This window comes from Micromonospora sp. NPDC047620, assembly GCF_043205005.1.
In the GTDB taxonomy this organism is placed as follows: domain Bacteria; phylum Actinomycetota; class Actinomycetes; order Mycobacteriales; family Micromonosporaceae; genus Micromonospora.
Window position 1 is genome coordinate 1 of the sequence record NZ_JBIDDG010000048.1, and the last position, 17,654, is coordinate 17,654.

Sequence of the window (17,654 nt, forward strand, 5' to 3'; positions counted from 1 at the left end):
CACCCCCCGGATCATCCGTACGACAGGGGCAGTAAGTCATACCGGGCCGGGCGACCGAGCAGTCCCCGGCTGGGGACGATCAAAAAGGTAACGGGCTACTTCGGCGAACCGTAGCCCGTTCCGCCGGGCCCTGTGGCCTTCTGATACCCGCAGCCGCGGTTGCGTATCCTGATCTCTGCGACACCCCCGACGACGTCCGGCCTGGTCTGTCCCTCCGGACCTGCGTGGCTGTCGCGGCGGCCGCCGGCTGTCTGGCAGGTCGAGGGCCATCTCGATCTGGAGTCCGACTTCCATGCGGGCCGCGCTTAGATCGACCCGGCCACCTCGTTTCACAAGATTCGCCGCGCCGGGGCGCCGAGAATCCCCGACGAATTGGTTTCCCACTGACGCCCGTCCGGGCCTGGTCATTCGATGACCGCTGTGGCCTCGATCTCGACCAGGTGTTCCGGTACGTGCAGGGCGGCGACGCCGAGCAGCGTGGCCGGCGGTGCTGGGGTGATCCCGAGCTTCTCGAACGCCCGGGTGGCCCCCGCCAGGAACAGGGGCATCTTGTCGGGGGTCCAGTCGACGACGTAGGCGGTCAGTTTCGCCACGTCGGCGAAGGTGGCACCGGCCCCGGCCAGGGCGGTGCCGATGTTGAGGTAGCACTGTTCGACCTGGGTGGCGAGGTCGCCGTCGCCGACCGTGACGCCGTCGGCGTCCCAGGCGACCTGCCCGGCGACGAAGACCAGCTTTGCGCCGGTCGCGATCGACACCTGCCGGTAGGCGTCGATCTCGGGGAGTCCGTGGGGGTTCACAAGGGTGATGGCCATGTCGTCTGCCTCCTCGTCGGGCGCGCCCGGTGTGGGCGCCCGCTCGTGGTCTCTTGCGGTTACTGGGAAACTGTAGGAGAGTGGCCGCTGACGTGGAAGAACGCACTTTTGGTGACGGGGGAACCTCATGGTGACCAAGCAGTTCAGCGGCGCGCCTGAGGACGCGGACCTGATGCGCGCGGATTCCCTGGCGCGAGAGATCTTCTCGGACGTCGCCAACAAGTGGGCACTGCTGATCATCGAGTTCCTCGGGGAACGCACCCTGCGCTTCAGCGAGCTGCGCGACGAGGTCGAGGGCATCAGCCACAAGATGCTCACCCAGAACCTACGCATGCTGGAGCGCAACGGCCTCGTCGAGCGGACCGTGCACCCCACCGTGCCGCCCCGGGTCGAGTACACCCTCACCGAGGCGGGCCGGGGCCTGAGGGCGACGGTCGACGGGATGTGCGCCTGGACCCGGCAGTACCTCGGTCACATCGAGGACTCCCGCCGCCGCTTCGGCAACTGACCGGCAGAGCCCGGCGGCTCCTGCCACGAGGCAGGCGAGGCCTACTGCTTCTTGCACGTCTCGGGTGCTACGTGCGAAACCGCCCGATAGCGAGCGGCGGTGTCACGCCGGGCGCCATTCCCATCACGGGCACAGGCCCGAGCAGGTTCCGCAACGTTCATCCGGCGTTCCCGATCGATTGCCCGACAGAATGATCTTTGTTCCCGCAGCTCATCGGCAATAGACCTCCTACCCACAGCGGATACGAGGAGTACGAGACATGCCGAACAACCCCAGCCGCCGCAGCCTTCTGCAGAGCCTCGGATTGTTGGGAGCCAGCGCAGCCGCAGGAACGGTCCTCTCCCCGGCCGGCGCGCACGCGGCTGAGGCCGGTAACCCGGAGTCGGGCCGACAGCCCGATCCGCACGCACCCCGGTTCACGCTCGCGGTGATCCCCGACACCCAGTACCTGTTCGACGGGGATCGCGGCGACCCCGCCCCACTCAGAGCTGCCTTCCAGCACCTGGTGACGGCACGCGCCGAGAAGAACATCGTCTTCACCGCACATCTCGGCGACGTGGTGGAGAACGCGGCCGCGGCGGAACTGGCCCAGGCGGGCAAGGTGTTCGAGATTCTGGACGGGCACCGGATGCCGTACAGCGTGTTGGCCGGAAACCACGACATCAACGCCGCGACCGACGACCAGCGCGGCGCCAGTCCCTATCTGGACGTGTTCGGACCAGGCCGGTACCGGAAGATGTCCACCTTCCGCGGCGCCACCGCGGACGGCTACAACACCTACCACGTCTTCACCGCCGGCGGTCGGGAATGGTTACTCCTCGCCCTTGACTGGCGCCCCTCGGCGGGCACGCTCGCCTGGGCCCGGGAGGTGCTCGGCGCGCACCCGGGGCTGCCCGCGATCCTCACCACCCACGACCTCGCGTGGGCCGACGGCAACGGCCAGGCGCGGCTGTCCGGACACGGCCAGCGGCTGTGGGATTCGCTGATCAAAGAGCACGACCAGGTCTTCCTGACCCTCAACGGCCACTTCTGGCCGTCAGGCCGCACCGTGCTGCGCAACACCGCCGGGCACGACGTCCACGTCCACATCACCAACTACCAGGACCGCTACTACGGCGGCAGCGGCATGGTCCGCCTCTACCACTTCGACCTGGCGCGGAACACCATCGACGTGGAGACCTTCTCGCCCTGGATCCTCGCCAAAGACCCGAGCCAGCGCAACGACCTGGAGCAGCAGGAGGTGGAGTTGACCGACCCGGCAAACCGGTTCAGCATGGCGATCGACTTCACGGAGCGCTTCGCCGGCTTCGCGCCGGTCCCGCCGCGCGAACCCAGGCCGGCCAGCCAGATGGTCGTCCCCGGCACCGTCGCGTACTGGCGCTTCGACGAGGTCGGCCCCGACGGCACCCCGGTCCCCGAGGGCGCTCAGATCGCCGACCTCTCCGGCCGCGGCAACCACCTGACCCGGATCACCCTCCCGGACAGCGACCAGACCGCGATGCGCTCCAGCGTCGAGCACCACCCCGACCAGCCCGCGCACGGCAGCATCTTCCTCGACGGGAAAAAGCAACCGGCGCGCGGAGCGTACCTGCGGACCGCGGACGACGCACCGCTCAACCGGCAGACGTTCGCTTCCGGATACACCATCGAGGCGTTCGTCAAGCTACCGGCGGACGTACGAGCCACAAACCATGCATGGATGAGCCTGCTGTGCCGGATGGGCAGCGGCCGGGACGCGGGCAAGACCGCCAGCGATCCGGCCGAGCCGCTCGCGGCCCTCGGTCTCTCCGACGGCATGGCGCTGCAATGGGCGGTCTTCCCGCTCAACCAAGGCGGCATCTCGACCAACTGGGGCCACGAGATGCGGGCCGGGGAGTGGTTCCACGTCGCCGTCGTCAACGACGGCCGGACCACCACCATGTACGTCAACGGCGCGAAGCTGCTGCGCAACCCGTCCACCTCAGCCAATGGGCTGGCCACCAACAACGAGCCGTGGCTTGTCGGGGCGTACCACTACGATCGCATCATCGAGCAGGGCTTCTACGGCTGGCTCGGGGACATTCGGATCGTGGACCGGCCGCTGCCGGTCCGCCATTTCATGCGCGCCTGACGGACGACGTAGGGCACGGTCAGGAAGGGTCCCTTCCCAGTCAGGCAGGGACCCTTTCCTGACCGCTAAACGCCGCGCACCACCGTCCGAACCCGGTAGCCGCCCCGCCGAAGCGTAGGGCTGGGGCCCTCCTGCCGTCCTGGGTGAGGGTGGGCTGTGCGACCCGTTCGATGACTGGGTTCGCAAGGACGCAGCTCTGGCCGGCACGGATAGTGTCCAGCAGTCGGTGGTTGGCGTCACGGGCCTTGACGATGACCTCGTCGAAGTGTTCTAGGCGGCGGACGCCGATGTCGTAGGTGTCATTGATGACAGTCTCCGGGGCCCGGGGCAGGCCATGGAATCTCAGAAGAAGACGGTGAGCAGGACTACGGCGTCCAGCACACCGACCACCACCAGCCAACCGGCGGTGAACAGCGGGTGTCGGACCAGCCGGGCGGTTCCGCGCTCGCTCAGGCAGCCCAGCGCGGCGTTGACGACACCGACGCAGGCACCAAGGGTGAGCACGCCGACGGCCAGCACGCCACTGCCGCTCAACGGTGACCGGAACGGCAGCGTGGCCACCGCCAGCAGCACCGCGAGCACCAGCCAGAGCGCGTGCAGGAACCGGGCGGCCAGCACCGGCGCGCTCTCCTCGTCCAACCGCGGCGGCCGGGGCCCGAGCACCGCCGCCAGCCAGCGCCGGTACTCGGCCGCCAGACCCCAGGACCAGCGGCGGGTCAGCCGATCCAACCCGCCCGCCAGTCCCAGTGTCATGGCGTACGGCAGCGGTGGCCGCCCGGGACCCGGCATGCCGTCACCTCCTGCGCTTCTTGCGCCAGCTGCGGTAGTCACGGTATCCGTCCCGGCCCGCCGTGTAGGACGACCAGACACCCCAGCCGGTGTCGATCCGATCTGCCCGGCGGACCACCTTCCGTTGGTACCTGCGGTTCTTGGCGGCAGCCTGCTTCCGTTTCTTCTTGTAGTACTTGCTGCGACCCGGGACTCCCTTCGGCGCATTCTTGATCCGCCGATTCTTGACGAACTTGCCGCCGTAGCGCAGCGCCTTGGCGGCGCCGAAGGTGCCCACTCCGACGAGGTCGACCCACCCGCTGCGGTCGCCCTTGCGGATCTTGTAGATGCCCCGGCCCAGCGAGATCCCGGCGGAGATCACCGCGCACGGGCCGCAGCCGAACATCGCCGCGAAGCCGAGCACCGCGCCGGTGCGGTCGAGCCACTTGCCCCAGCCGAACCGTCCGTCCAGGTCGAAGCAGTTGACCGGGTCGCCGGAGCAGTAGTCGTACGGGTTGGCGTTCCCGCCGTACACCGGGTCGGTCTGGAGGAACCGGCCCGTGGTCGGGTTGTAGAGCCGTACCCCCATCAGGACGATGCCGGCCGGGGTGTCCGCTGCCCGCTGGTTCGCGCCCAGCCACCCGTAGCGCCGCGTCCCCGCGTCGTCCGGGTTGCGCGGTGCGCCGTACTCGGTGCTCTCCGACGTCGCGGAGAGCCCCTGGTCGCCGGGGCGGATGCTGGCAACCAGATCGCCGTGCAGGTTGCGCAGCTGCCACTCGGCCTGGCCACTGTCGCTGTCCCAGATGGCGGCCAGCGCCGACAGGCCGGTCACCGTCCGCGTCCAGTGGCCCGCCGACTCCTGGGTCCAGGCCGGGTTGTCGCTGTCGTCGTCGTAGTGGTGGACCGCCTGCACGGCCACCCCGGAGGCGTTGTCCGTCCAGGACCGGATCCGGTTGCCCGTCACGTCGAGGGTGTAGTCGGTGGTCCGCGCGCCCTGGGTGATCCGGTCCACCAGGTCCGTGACGTGGTAGGCCACGGTCAGGTTCCCGCTCGCCGGCACGGCGGTGTCGGCCGCCGGCACGGTGGTCGTCCGGCCCAGCGCGTCGTACCCGTACCCGGCGCTGGTCACCCGGTCGGCCGTGTCGTAGCTCCAGCTCCGCGTGCCGGCCGCGGTGGTGCTCTGGCAGGCACCGTCGGCCCCAGGGGCGTATGTCGTGGTCGAGGCGCGGTTGCTGGCCGTGCTGAACGCGTACGTACGGGTGGTGCACTGCTCGCCGACGGTGTCCTCGACGCTGGTCAGTCGGCCGACGGCGTCGTAGCCGTAGGTCTGGTCCGACAGGGTCGAGACGTGCCGCCGCCACTGGCCGTGGCCCGACTCCGTGACCGCCTCGCTGAACAGGGTGCAGTCGGCCTGTCCACAGCCCGGGCGGGTGTAGGTGAGGCCCACCGGGGTACCGGTCTCGTCGTGTTCGGTGCTGACCACCACGCCGTTCGGCCAGGTCTCCGACACCAGGTTGCCGTCGGCGTCGTAGCCGCCGCTGAAGGTGCCGACCTGCCCGTCGTCGACCGCGGTGAGCAGGTCACGGCGCCCATCCACGCCGTCGTAGCGGTAGGTCCGGGTGGCCTTTCCGTCCGAGCTGGTCGACACCCGCCCGAGCAGGTCGTACCCGGTGGTCGAGGTGTTGCCGTCGGCGTCGGTGTAGGAGACCTGCCGCCCGAGCCGGTCGTAGCCGCGCACGACCTCGGCGGTGACCGTACCGCCGGTCACCGACTGGACCCGGGTCAGCGTTCCGGTGGCCGGGTCGTAGTTGCTGCGCTGCACGGGGACCGCCGCGCCCAGCCCGGCCGCCGCGGTCACCGCCGTCTCCCGGACCCGGCCAGCGCCGTCGTACGTGGTCGTGGTGGTCCGCAGGACACCGGCGCCGGTCTTCTCGGTGATCGTCCGCACCTGGTGGTAGAGGTCGTAGGTGGTGACGGAGTACGGCACCTCCGGCCCGGTCGCCGGCTGCCCGCCGGGCTGGGTACGGCAGGTGAGGCCGGCCCACTCCGGCCGCAGGTCACACTCGGCGTAGCCTGAGCCGGACGTCGCCCGGTAGGCGACCGTCTGTCGGGTGTACGGGGTGGTGGTCGAGGTGCCGCCGGCCGGCAGGGTGGTGGAGTTCGGCAGCCCGGTCTCCGCGTCGTAGCCGATCCGGGTGGTCAGGGCCTTGCCGCCGGGGTCGACGGTCAGCACGGTTGGCTGCCGCAGCGTCCAGTTGTACGCCTTCGTGGTCCGGCGGAGGTCGGTCTCCGTGACCACTCCCCCGGCACCCCAGTACTGGACCAGCTCGTCCTGTGTGGTGACCAGGTGGTACGGAGCGCCCGTGGTGGGTGCCCCCTCGTCGTGGGTGTACCGGGTGACCGACCGGCCGCGAACGGTGGCACCGCTGCCGATCACCACGTCGTGCTCCGGTCCGGTCTCGGCAAGCAGCAGCTGGCCGTCGGCGGAGTAGCTGTTGACCGAGGAGAGCTTCTCGGCCAACGTCGCCTCCTCGATGGAGGTGTCCGACGCGGAGGCGTCCAGGGCCCTGGCCCGGTTGGCGGCGGTCAGCGACCGCACGCTGTTCCCCCACTGGTCGTACCAGGTGGCGGTGGTGTGCCCGCCCGGGTCGACCTCGTTGACCGCACGGGCGTTGGCGTCGAGGTAGGTCACCTCGGCGTGCTCCCAGGACGCCGGCAGCGTCCCCGCGGCCGGGTCGCCGCCGGGCACCTGGCTGGGCGGGAAGACGGCGGTGGCGTCGGTCGGCGCCTCGGTCTGCCCCCAGCGCGCCGTCTGGCTGGGGGAAAGGTCGTACGGGGCGCCGGTGCCGCTGGTCGGCACCTGGTAGACGACGGTGGTGGTAGCGGTGCCGGCGGCCAGCGCGGATCGGGTCACCCGGTGCAGCCGCCCGGTGCCCGGGTCGCCGGGGACGGTGGTGTAGCTGAACTGCCACGGCTCCTGACCGGCCGGGGTCGTCGCGGAGAGGACGCCGTCGGCCCCGTAGGTGTAGGTGTCCGCGACGTGCCGGACGGTGCCGGCGTCGTTCCAGTCCAGCCGCGGGTCCCAGGAGGCCCGCAGCCGGCCGGCGTTGTCGTAGGCGTACCGCGCCATCGGCACGGTACGCATCGCCGGGGTGGCCAGGTCCGGATCCCAGGCGGTGAACGAGATCTCCCGGACCCGGCCGAGGTAGTCGCCCCAGCCCGGCTCGCTTGCGCTGGTCGCGGTGGTGGCCGTCGCGTAGCTGAAGGTCAGGGCGCGACACCCGCGGGCCAGCGTGGTGCAGGCGACGCCGTCGGCGACCGGGGCGAGCATCCGGGTCGGCCGGACGATCTCCTTGCCCGCGACGGTGACCCGCTCCCAGCTGTAGCTGACCGTCTGGTTGTCGCCGGGCACCGTGACCGAGGTCGGGAAGTACTTCCCGGCGGTGGTACCGGTGACCCGGGTGAAGACTGCCGCCTGCCCGTCGAGGTCCCGCAGCGTGTACGCGTCGGCCACGGCGTCGTACGACAACGTCAGCGCCTCCATCCCGATCTCCGGGTCGAAGGCGGTGGTGCTGCGCCGGGTGAAGCCGATGGTGTCACCGTCCGGCAGCCCGACCTGGACCAGGGAGCCGTAGACGGAGAGCGAGGTGTAGCCGGCGTCGGCCTCGTCGACCACCGCGCCGGAGACCCAGCCGGGCCCGAACATCTCCGCGGGGTCGGTCTGCCCCACCCGACGGGTGTTGTAGGAGCGGGTGACGGTCAGGTCGCTCCCGGGCGCGTCGACCGAGACGTCGGTGTCGGCGAGGGTGTAGTTGCCGGTGAGCAGGTTGACCGAACCGGGGCCGATCTGCTCGGACTCCGCCGATGCCTGCGCCCGGTCAAAGGTGATCTTCACAGCGCTGGAGTAGCCGCCGGTGCCGCCGGTGAAGCTGCCCCGCACCTGCACCGGCCCGTCCCGGGGCACCGACTCGGCGTCCACCGCGGCCAGGGTGGCCTCGACGTCCCAGTTCAGCTTCGGGAAGGCGCCGGAGCCGCTGGTCGGCAGCGGCCAGGCCACGGCGCCGCCGCCGGCAGCCACGGTGACGTCGGCGGCCGGGACGGTGGCCCACGGGTCGCTGTCGCCCCGCCGCCACTGGTAGGTGACGCCGGTCGCCGTCGACCGGCCGACACCGGTGACCGCGACCTTCGCGGCGGTGACGTCGCCCGTCTTCGGGCCGGTGACCGCACCCGCCCCCACCGAGAACGAGTAGCTGCGGATCGCCGACTGGTTGCCGGCCCGGTCCCGGCTGCGCACGTAGAGGGTCTGCGGCCCGTCCGCGCTCGGGGTGATCGAGACGCTGGCGCCCGCGCCGAGGCTGGGCGCGTTGACGCTCAGGTTCGGCGGGTTGACGTTGAGGCCGTACTCGTACGCCGCCACGTCGGTGACGCCCGACGCGCCGAAGGTGAAGGTGCCGGCGGTGCCCGCCGCGCCACCCCACTGACCCGCCGGGTACGACGTCGAGGAGACCGTCGGCGCCGCCGACGGCGCGGTGGTGTCCACGGTGAACTCGCAGGTGGCCGACCACGGGCCGTCCACGGTGCCGTCGTTGCCCCGGGCCCGCCACTTGTAGGTGCCGCCCTCGGCGAAGGCGCCGGAGGGCACGGTGGCCGCGAGCCAGGAACCGGAGGCGCCGGGACCGACCACGCTGGAGCCGAGCAGCGCGCCGGCGCTGGTCTGCCACTCGAACCTGGCCTTGACCGGCGACGCCTCCCCGTCGGTGATCTTGGCGCGGAGCTGCGGCGTCCGGCTGTTGACGTACGGCCGGCCGGTGCCGGTGGCGCAGACCGTCGTCGGCACCGTCGCCAGCGCGCTGACCACCGGCTTCGACTGGTAGGTGATGCTCAGTTTCGGCGGGTTGGCCGCCGCCTCCCGGGAGTTGAACCGCTTCCAGGAGTAGTTGTCCGTCTCCGAGGTGGCCCGGATGCCGATGTTCACCGACGTCGAGTGGGCGTCGGCGGCGTGTTGGAAGGCGTCGGCCACCGTCACGTTCACCCAGCCGTCGCCGCAGGTGGTGCTGTAGCCCTTCGTCTCGGTGGAGGTGCCGACCTTGGCGTCCCACGTCGGCTGGGCGGTCCAGCGGGTCGCCGTGCTGACCGCGCCGACCCGCCACGCCTCCCAGGACCGGGCAGTGCAGGAGTACGAGTGGAACTCCCACAGGCTCAGCGTCGCCGACTGCACCTGCTTGTCCCAGAGCCAGGTGTTGACGCTGTCGAAGCGGAGAAAGGACCGGGCCTTCGTGGTGCCGCCGTCGTACGTGCCGAGCTTCAGCTCGCTCGCCGCGGACTGGTCGGAGGTGAAGCTGGACTGCACGAACGCGTCGAAGTTCGCACCGATGCTCTGGGACGGGTCGATGGTCACCGGGTAGCTGGTGGCCGGGTCGGCGAGGAAGTCCCGGTTCGGCTCCAGCACCAGCCCGGTCCGGTCGCCCTGGCCGTCGAGGCTGAGCCCGACCGGCGCGCGCCGGCGGTGCTCGCCGGAGGCGGGGTCGACCGCGGCGTCCCACATCAACGGGGCGCCGACGCTGCCGATCCGCTTGCCCGAGCGGTTGCGGATCTCGAGCCCGCCGGTGCCGTCGGTCCGCGCCGTCGCACCCTCGGTACGCCAGGGCAGCCGGATCCGGCGTACCTGGGCCGCGGCCGCCCGGTCCTTCACGATGAGCAGCTGCTGGTAGCCGGTGCGGGTGGCGGTGACCTCCAGGTCCACCCCGGGACGGACGTCCGGGTAGGTGGCCCGGTTGCCGTCGAGCACGGGCTCGGGCAGCGCGCCGGCCCAGCCGAGCGTGGCGCGGTTCCCGGTCGCGCCCAGCGTGACCAGGGCGTGCTCACCGGCTCCGGCGGCGCCCGAGAACGTCAACCCGTACGGGTGGGCAATCGGTGCGACCGATCCGTCCCCGCGCCGGTGCAGCGTCAGGTCCACGTCGGTCCAGCCGCCGGTCCCGTTCCGCATCCGGACCGGGCCAGCCGCGATCTCCGCGGTCACCGCGCCGGACGGCAGCGCCCAGAACTGGGAGGTCTCCGAGGTGAGACCGGTGATCAGTACCCGCTTGCCGGTCATTCGGGCGGTGATCAACGCCGCCGTCTCGTCCGGCCGCTCCAGCACCGTCGGGGTGGCCTGCGTGGCCGACGGGGGTGCCGCGACCGCGGGTCGCCGTGCCCCCCACTCGGCCATCGTCGCCGTGAGCACGACCGTGAGGAACACGATCAGCGCCTGGCCGTACCGCCCGCGCACCAGATCGCCGATCCGTCGAATGACGACGGACGACTCCGGACCAGCGTGCACCGCTGCCTCCCTGTCTGATCAACAAAGTGAAGGCAACGTACTGATCGGAGCCGAAGAACGGTACGGCCTCGTTGATCTCCAAACCGGTCAGGCGGATCGGGGTGGCCGATAAGATGATCTACAGACGTATGCAAACTAGGCAGATCGCGTAAAGTCTTCCCGTTCAGGCATCGATCAGACGGAAGAGTTCCGGTGCCACCAAAAGGGTGCCGGGCCGCGCAGCTGACGGGTGGCTGGCCGGTGGCCGCCTCCTCCGCGAACGAGACCGTCTGCGTGTCACCACGCCCAGAACGCAAAGGATCACCCGCCGCCAACCGCCGTTGGCGGTGATCCGGTGACAGGGGTCAGGTTTTGCGGACTGCGCTGGTGAAGCCGGCGATGAAGAGGGTGGCGAAGGTCCAGGCGAGCAGTTGCAGGAACCAGCTGGCGATGGTGAGGGTTTGGCCGGCGGGGGTGTCGGTGGGTTGGCAGCGGTCGCGGGCGCCGGTTTTGATCAGTGGGGTGCCGAGGTCGAGGCCCACGCCGATCTGGTCGATGGTGGTGCAGGCGGTGGCTGTGACTGCTCCGGTGCTCGCCGGCTTCTGGGCGAGGCCGCCGTGGTGGCCGCCGGTGACGCTGAGGATGACTGCGGTCGCAAGCGTGGCGAGGAGCAGGAGCAGGGCCCGCCACGGCTGGTAGCCGTATCCGAGGGTGATACCGGTGAGGCGACCCCAGGCCCGTTCGGAGCCGGCCAGTCCGGCGCGCTGGATCTGGTCGCGGCGTTGGGCGATGAGAATGGTGCGGGCGTCGCGGTCGTGGCCGGCGGCGCGGTAAGCGGCGGCGAGGTGCTGGTAGGGCTGGGCTGCGTAGCCGGGGGTGTGTTCGCGCAGCAGGGTCAGCCAGCGCGGCAGTGACGCTGGCCGCGGCAGCCCGCTGTAGGTGAGGCCGTCCAACTCGATCAGTGATCCGTGGCCCGGCGCCGTGTGCGTCGTTCGGTCGGTGTCGAGGCGGAAAGTCCCGCCGATCCGCGCACCGGTCAACACCAGCACCGCCCGGCCGTCCGCGCTGGTGGCGGTGAACCCGTCGTCCAGGAGCACGTCCTGGTCGACCCGGAGGCCGCCGGTGTTGAGGGCAGGTCCGGTGGTGTTCTCCAGCCGTGCCCCGCTGCCGTAGAGAACGCCGCCGATGTGGGCGCCGGGCAGCTGGATCGTGCCCAGCTCGCTGGCACTGGTGGCGATGAACCCGCCGTCCAGGGCCACGTCCCGGTCGACTCGGAGGTGGTCGGCTTCGAGGGCGGGCCCGGTGACGTTCTTCAGCCGTGCCCCGCCGCAGTCCAATGTGCCGAGGCGGGCACCGAGCAGCCGGATCGTGCCCTGCTCGCTGGCGCTGGTGGCGGTGAACCCGCCGCGCAGGAACACGTCCTGGTCGACCTGGAGGTGGTCGGCGTTGAGGGCCGGTCCGGTGGTGTTCTGCAGCCGCGCTCCGCTGCAGTTCAGTTGGCCGCCGAGGTGGGCACCGAGCAGCCGGATCGTGCCTCGCTCGCTGGCGCTGGTGGCGGTGAACCCGCCCAGGAACACGCTCTGGTCGACCTGGAGGCCGTCGGCGTCGAGGGCAGGTCCGGTGGTGTTCTCGAGCCGCGCTCCGCTGCAGTCCAGTGTGCCGAGGCGGGCAGCGAGCAGCCGGACCGCGCCCTGCCCGCTGGCGCTGGTGACGGTGCTGCCTTCGAGCGAGAGCACCCGCGCGGCAAAGCGCGTGGCGTCGACTGGCGCGTCGTCTGAATCTGCCGCTTGCTCGATGCGGCACCCGGTCAAGGCAACCGCCAACAGTTGGGCGTTGCGGAGATTCAAGCCGCTGGGCAGTAGACAGTCGCGCAGCTCCAGCGCCAGGTCACCGGTGATGTTCTCCACATCGATCTGACCGGCGATCCGGGCTCCGCGTAGCCGCAGGCCGTGTGGGTCGGGTTCGCTGACCAGACGGCCGCGGACGAGCTCACGGATGACCGAGGCCGAGACCGTCCGCTCGTCGCCCCAGGACCGCATCGCTGCCTCGTCGACCGGCCCGTCACCGGCCAGATCGAGCACCTCGCCGCAGGCGACGGACTCGATCAGTCGCTGCTCGACAGGACTGTACGCTCGACCGCCCGCATTCCTCACCCGCCGGCCACCTACTGACGTCATGGCACCAATAATGGACAGCCACGCCATCTACCGCGATCCCACTGACCCGGCCACGGCCCGCGACCCGTCAGTCTTTCCGCGTCGCGGACGATGGGAAGGGACGCGGCGGATCAGCTCAACGGCCGCCCGCCCCGCCGGATCCGGTGGCGGCTCGCCCGGCCCCTGCCGCGCTCACCAGCGCCACGAGGTCGTCGAGGGTGTCCAGGGTGCGGCCGGGACCGTTCAGGTCCACCTCGACGCCGTACTCCAGCTCGATCGCGTCGACCAGGCGCAGCAGGCCGAGGGAGTCCACGCCGAGAGCGACCATCGACCCGCCGGCCAGCACGTCGGCCGCCGCGACCTCCCCGGCCGTGGCTTCGCTCACCAGCTCCGCGATCCGCTCGCGCAGTTCGGTGCCGCCCATGTCAGAACTCCTTTGCGGACTGCCGGACGATCTCGGCGATCTCGGCGATGGTCGGGGTCTCGAAGAAGTCGTCCAGCGGCACCTCGACCCCGAGCCGCTGCTGGATCCGGCCGCTGATCCGGGTGATGGTCAGCGAGTGCCCGCCCAGGTCGAACAGGTCCTCGTGCACACCGATGTCGGGGACGCGCAGCACCTCCTGCCAGATCTGGCGCAGCTGCTCCACCACCGGGTCGTCGCCGGTTCCGTCGGCGGCGGTCCCGCCCGCCGCCCCGACCGGGTCCCGGGGCGCCGGGGCGGGCAGTGCGGCCCGGTCGACTTTCCCGTTCGGGCTCAGGGGCAGCCGGTCGAGCGCCACGTAGTCGGTGGGCAGCACGGCCTGCGGCAGGCTCAGCGCCAGGTGCTGTCGCAGCTCCGCCGGCTGCGGGGCGGCCCCGGCGCGGCACACCACGTACGCGACGAGGCGCGGCTCGTCCGTGTCGTGCCGCAGCGCGGTGGCCGCCGCGGCCACGGCCGGATGGTCGAGGAGCCGGGCGTCGATCTCCCCCAGCTCGACCCGGTGCCCCCGGATCTTGACCTGGTCGTCGATGCGACCGAGGAACTCGATCCGCCCGTCGGGCAGCCACCGGCAGCGGTCGCCGGTGCGGTAGAGCCGCTCGCCGGCCCGCCCGAACGGGTCCGGCACGAACCGCTCGGCGGTGAGGTCGTCCTGCCCCAGGTAGCCGGCGGCCAGCCCCGCGCCGGCCAGGCACAGCTCGCCGGGCAACCCGAGCGGCACCGGTCGGCGGGCCTCGTCCAGGACGTACGCCCGCACGTTCGGCAGCGGCCGACCGATGGTGACCTCGTCGGGACCGGCGGGGATCTCCGCCATGGTCGCGTAGACGGTCGCCTCGGTAGGCCCGTACCCGTTGACCAGGCGGGCGGTGCGGGCCCGCAGGTCCCGCGCGAGGGCGACCGGCAGCGCCTCCCCGCCGGCGACCGCGACCAGCGACGTCGGCGTGCCCCCGGCGTCCGGGGCCGGCACGCCGAGGCCGGCGTCCAGCAGCACCCGCCAGCCGGACGGGGTGGCCTGGGCGTGGGTCACGCCGGTGTCGCGGACCAGCCGCAGCACGCCCGCACCGTCCAGCGCGCCGACGGCCGAGGCGACGACGACCCGGCCGCCGGTGACCAGCGGCAGGAACACCTCCACGGTGGAGATGTCGAACGACAGCGACGTCAGGTGCAGCCACCGGTCCCGTGGCCCGCTGCCCAGCAGGTCGCGGACGCCCAGCAGCAGGTTCGCCAGCGCGCCGTGCCGCACCGCCACGCCCTTGGGCCGGCCGGTCGACCCGGAGGTGTAGAGCACGTACGCGAGGTCGTCGGCGTGCGGCGGCCCGTCGGCGGGTCCGGTCGGGACCGGGCCGTGGAGCAGGTCGGTCCCGTCGAGGGCGAGGGTGGGCCGGCCCGTCTCGACGGCAGAACCTGTCACGACCAGCGCCGGGGCGGCGTCGGCGAGGATCGCCTCCCGCCGGGCCGGCGGGTTGCCCGGGTCGACCGGCAGGTAGGCGGCGCGGCAGCGCAGCACCGCCAGCACGGTCACCACCGCCTGCCAGGAGCGGTCCAACGCGACGGCCACCAGCGTGCCGGGGCCGACCGCGCGCCGGCTCAGCAGCACGGTGAGCCGGAGGACGGCGGCGTCGAGCTGGGCGTAGGTCAGCGTCATGTCGCCGTCGACCAGGGCCGGCGCGTCCGGTTCTGCGGCGACCCGGGCGGCGAACAGGGCCGGCACCGTCACGGCGGGGTACGCCCGGACGGTGTCGTTGACGGCGCGGGTGACCTGGTCGAGTTCGTCGGCGGGCAGCAGCGGCAGGTCCGCCGCGGGGCGGTCGGGTTCGGCGACCACCGCGGCGAGCATGGTGTGCAGGTGCCCGCCGATCCGGCGTACGGAGTCGGTGCCGATGGCCGCCGGGCTGTGCTGGAGGCTCACCGTGACGCCCGTCGGGGCGTCGACGATCTGCACGTGCAGGGCGTTGCGGGCGGCGCCGCAGAACAGGGTCCAGTCGACCTCGCTGGCCACCCCGGGGAACGCCGGTTCCACACCGCGCCGCCGGTAGGCGACGCTGACCGGTGTCAGGGCCGGGGCGGGCCGCAACCCGGACACGGCGTGGGCCAGCGGCACGGCGCGGTGCCGGTACGCCTCGCGCAGCCGGGCCCGGACGGCGAGGGCGTGGTCGCGGAACGTGCCCCGCGCCGGGGCGACCGCGACGGGCAGCTCGTTGACGAACAACCCGACCCGGTCGGCCTGGTCGGGGGTGCGGGTGGACAGGGCCACCCCGACCGGCGCGCCCTGGTTGCCGTAGCGCTCGAGCAGGGCGTGCAGCACGGCGAACAGCAGCTCGAAGCGGGTCACCCCGATCGACCGGGCGGCCCGGTCGACGCCCTCGACCAGGCCGGCGGGCAGGTCCAGGGGCACGGCCTCGCCGGGCTCCGCGCCGGTGGGCAGCCGACGCAGGCCGGGCAGGACGACGTCTCCGGGGCCGGACCAGTGCCGCGCCCAGTGGTCGCGGGCGGCGGGCAGGTCGGCCGCGACGCGTTGCTGCTCGGCGGCGGCGAGGCCGGCGTACCCGTCGGCGCGGGGCGACGGCGCGGCCGGGCCGCCGGCGCGGGCGGCGGCGTAGGCGGCGGCCAGGTCGCGGACGAGCACGTCCTTGGACGTGCCGTCGAAGGCCAGATGGTGCGCGGTGACGAGCAGCAGGTGGCTGCCGTCGGCGGCGGTCAGCAGGGTGAACCGGGCCAGCGGGCCGGTGCCCAGGTCGTGCGGGCGGGCGATCTCCTCGGTGACGCGGGCGTCGGTCCACTCGCCGACCGCGACCGCCGGGCGCAGGTCCGCGGGGGCCAGGTGGGGGATGCCGTCGTCGTCGGTGACGACGCGGGCGGCCAGGACCGGGTGCTGTTCGGTGACCGCGGCGCACGCCGCGACGAGGGCCCGACGGTCGAGTTCGGCGGCGAACCGTACGCCCAACGCCATGTGGTAGGCCGTGCCGGCGACGCCGGCCTGCTCGGTGAACCAGACGGCGTGCTGCGCGGAGGTCGCCTCGGCGGTACCCACATGTGCTCCTATGGTCGTGCTGGTGGTCAGTTGTCGAAGAGGTCGGTGAGCTGCCGCTTGAGCACCTTGCCGCCCTCGTTGCGGGGCAGCCGGTCCAGCAGCAGGAGCCGGGCGGGAAGCTGGTAGTCGGCCAGCCGGTCGGCGAGGAAACCGCGCAGCACCGGCAGGGACAGCGCGTCCGGGCCGGCCGGTGGGCGGGGCACGACGGCGGCGGCCACGACCGAACCGAGCACCGGGTGCGGGACGCCGACGACAGCCGCCTCGGCGACCAGGGGATGCTCGTGCAGGGCGGCCTCGACCTCGATGGTGGAGACCTTGAACGCGCCGGTCTTGACGACGTCCTGGTGCCGGTCGGTGAGGTATAGGTAGCCGTCGGCGTCTATCCGGCCGACGTCGCCCATCCGGACCCACCCGTCGCGGAAGGTGGCCCGGTTGGCCGCCTCGTCGCGGTAGTACGCGCGGGGGTGGGGGGCGCGCAGCCACACGTCGCCGGTGGCCCCGGCCGGCAGCGGGTTCCCGTCGGCGTCGGCGACCGTCAACTGCCCACCCACCGGCCGCCCGACCGCGTCGCGGCGGGACGGGTCGTAGATCATCGTGGTCTGGGCCGGGGCCGCCTCCGTCGAGGTGTAGTAGTTGACGATCGTGGCCTGCGGGAACGCCTCGGCCAGCCGGGCCGCGACCGCCGGGGCGAGCGGGGCGGCGGTGGAGCCGATGAGCTGCACGGCGCCGGTGTCCCGCCCGCGCAGCGCCCCGGAGTCGAGCAGCTCGACGGCGATCGACGGGACGACGAAGACGGTCCCGGTGCCGGGGGTCTCGATCAGCCGGGCGAAGCGGGCCGGGGTGAACCGGGGCAGGGTGAGCGCGGCGGCCTTCGCGGTGAGCGCGTTGGCCAGCATGGTCTGCCCGGCGTTGGTGCCGATGGCGAACGCGTGCAGGAACCGCTGCGAGTGGGCCAGCGCCAGCCGGCGCGGGTGGGTCGGCGCGGCCACGGTGAGGTTGGCGTGGCTGGCGGCCACTCCCTTCGGGCGGCCCGTGGTGCCCGATGTGTAGAGGATCTGGGCGAGGTCGCCCGGGCGGGGGCCGGCGGGGTCGAGGCCGGTTCCGGGGCCGGCGAGCAGGTCCCCCACTGTCCAGGTCGACACGCCGGGCGGTACCGGCGGGGCGGGGGTGTCGTCGCCGTGCAGGACGGCGGTGGCCGCGCAGTGGGTCAGCGCGTACCCGAGTTGCCCGGCGGCGAGCCGGTCGGACAGCGGCACGGCGACGCCGCCGGCCCGCAGCACCCCGCAGTACGCCACGGCGAACCGGGTCCAGTCGCGGGCGCCGAACAGCAGGCCGACCCGGTCGCCGTGGCACAGGCCCCGGTGCCGCAGCGCGGCGGCCACGGCGGTCGCGCCGGCGGACCACTGGGCGAAGGTCAGCGTCGCCACGCCGTGCACCTCGACCGCGACCTGGTCGGGGTGCAGGCTGGTGCGCCAGTCGAGCAGCTCGGGCAC

9 protein-coding genes are annotated in these 17,654 nt (G+C 72.4%); 2 read left to right on the forward strand and 7 right to left on the reverse strand.

Going from position 1 to position 17,654, the window contains the following annotated elements:
* Positions 1-404: 404 nt before the first annotated feature.
* Complete coding sequence (locus tag ACGF5C_RS32715; protein ID WP_393307940.1) at positions 405-812, reverse strand: RidA family protein; 408 nt, start codon at positions 810-812, stop codon at positions 405-407.
* Between the two features lie 172 nt (positions 813-984).
* Between ACGF5C_RS32715 and ACGF5C_RS32720 the strand changes: the two genes are divergently transcribed.
* On the forward strand, positions 985-1,320 hold the full coding sequence (locus ACGF5C_RS32720) for a winged helix-turn-helix transcriptional regulator (protein ID WP_393307972.1): 336 nt from the start codon (positions 985-987) through the stop codon (positions 1,318-1,320).
* Between the two features lie 259 nt (positions 1,321-1,579).
* A complete protein-coding gene (locus ACGF5C_RS32725) occupies positions 1,580-3,430 on the forward strand; it encodes a LamG-like jellyroll fold domain-containing protein (protein ID WP_393307942.1) in 1,851 nt (616 codons plus the stop codon).
* A 342-nt stretch (positions 3,431-3,772) separates the two neighbouring features.
* Here ACGF5C_RS32725 and ACGF5C_RS32730 read toward each other — a convergent pair whose 3' ends face one another.
* From ACGF5C_RS32730 to ACGF5C_RS32755, 6 genes are all read right to left on the reverse strand, one after another.
* A complete protein-coding gene (locus ACGF5C_RS32730; RefSeq protein WP_393307944.1) occupies positions 3,773-4,219 on the reverse strand; it encodes a hypothetical protein in 447 nt (148 codons plus the stop codon).
* Between the two features lie 4 nt (positions 4,220-4,223).
* A complete protein-coding gene (locus tag ACGF5C_RS32735; RefSeq protein ID WP_393307946.1) occupies positions 4,224-10,517 on the reverse strand; it encodes a DNRLRE domain-containing protein in 6,294 nt (2,097 codons plus the stop codon).
* Between the two features lie 344 nt (positions 10,518-10,861).
* On the reverse strand, positions 10,862-12,700 hold the full coding sequence (locus tag ACGF5C_RS32740) for a hypothetical protein (protein ID WP_393307948.1): 1,839 nt from the start codon (positions 12,698-12,700) through the stop codon (positions 10,862-10,864).
* Positions 12,701-12,788: 88 nt separating this feature from the next.
* Positions 12,789-13,076 (reverse strand): phosphopantetheine-binding protein, encoded by a 288-nt coding sequence (locus tag ACGF5C_RS32745; RefSeq protein ID WP_393307950.1) that lies wholly within the window; start codon positions 13,074-13,076, stop codon positions 12,789-12,791.
* Between the two features lies 1 nt (position 13,077).
* On the reverse strand, positions 13,078-16,161 hold the full coding sequence (locus ACGF5C_RS32750; RefSeq protein ID WP_393307952.1) for an amino acid adenylation domain-containing protein: 3,084 nt from the start codon (positions 16,159-16,161) through the stop codon (positions 13,078-13,080).
* A 26-nt stretch (positions 16,162-16,187) separates the two neighbouring features.
* Positions 16,188-17,654, reverse strand: coding sequence for an AMP-binding protein (locus tag ACGF5C_RS32755; RefSeq protein ID WP_393307954.1), 1,467 nt, complete (start codon positions 17,652-17,654; stop codon positions 16,188-16,190).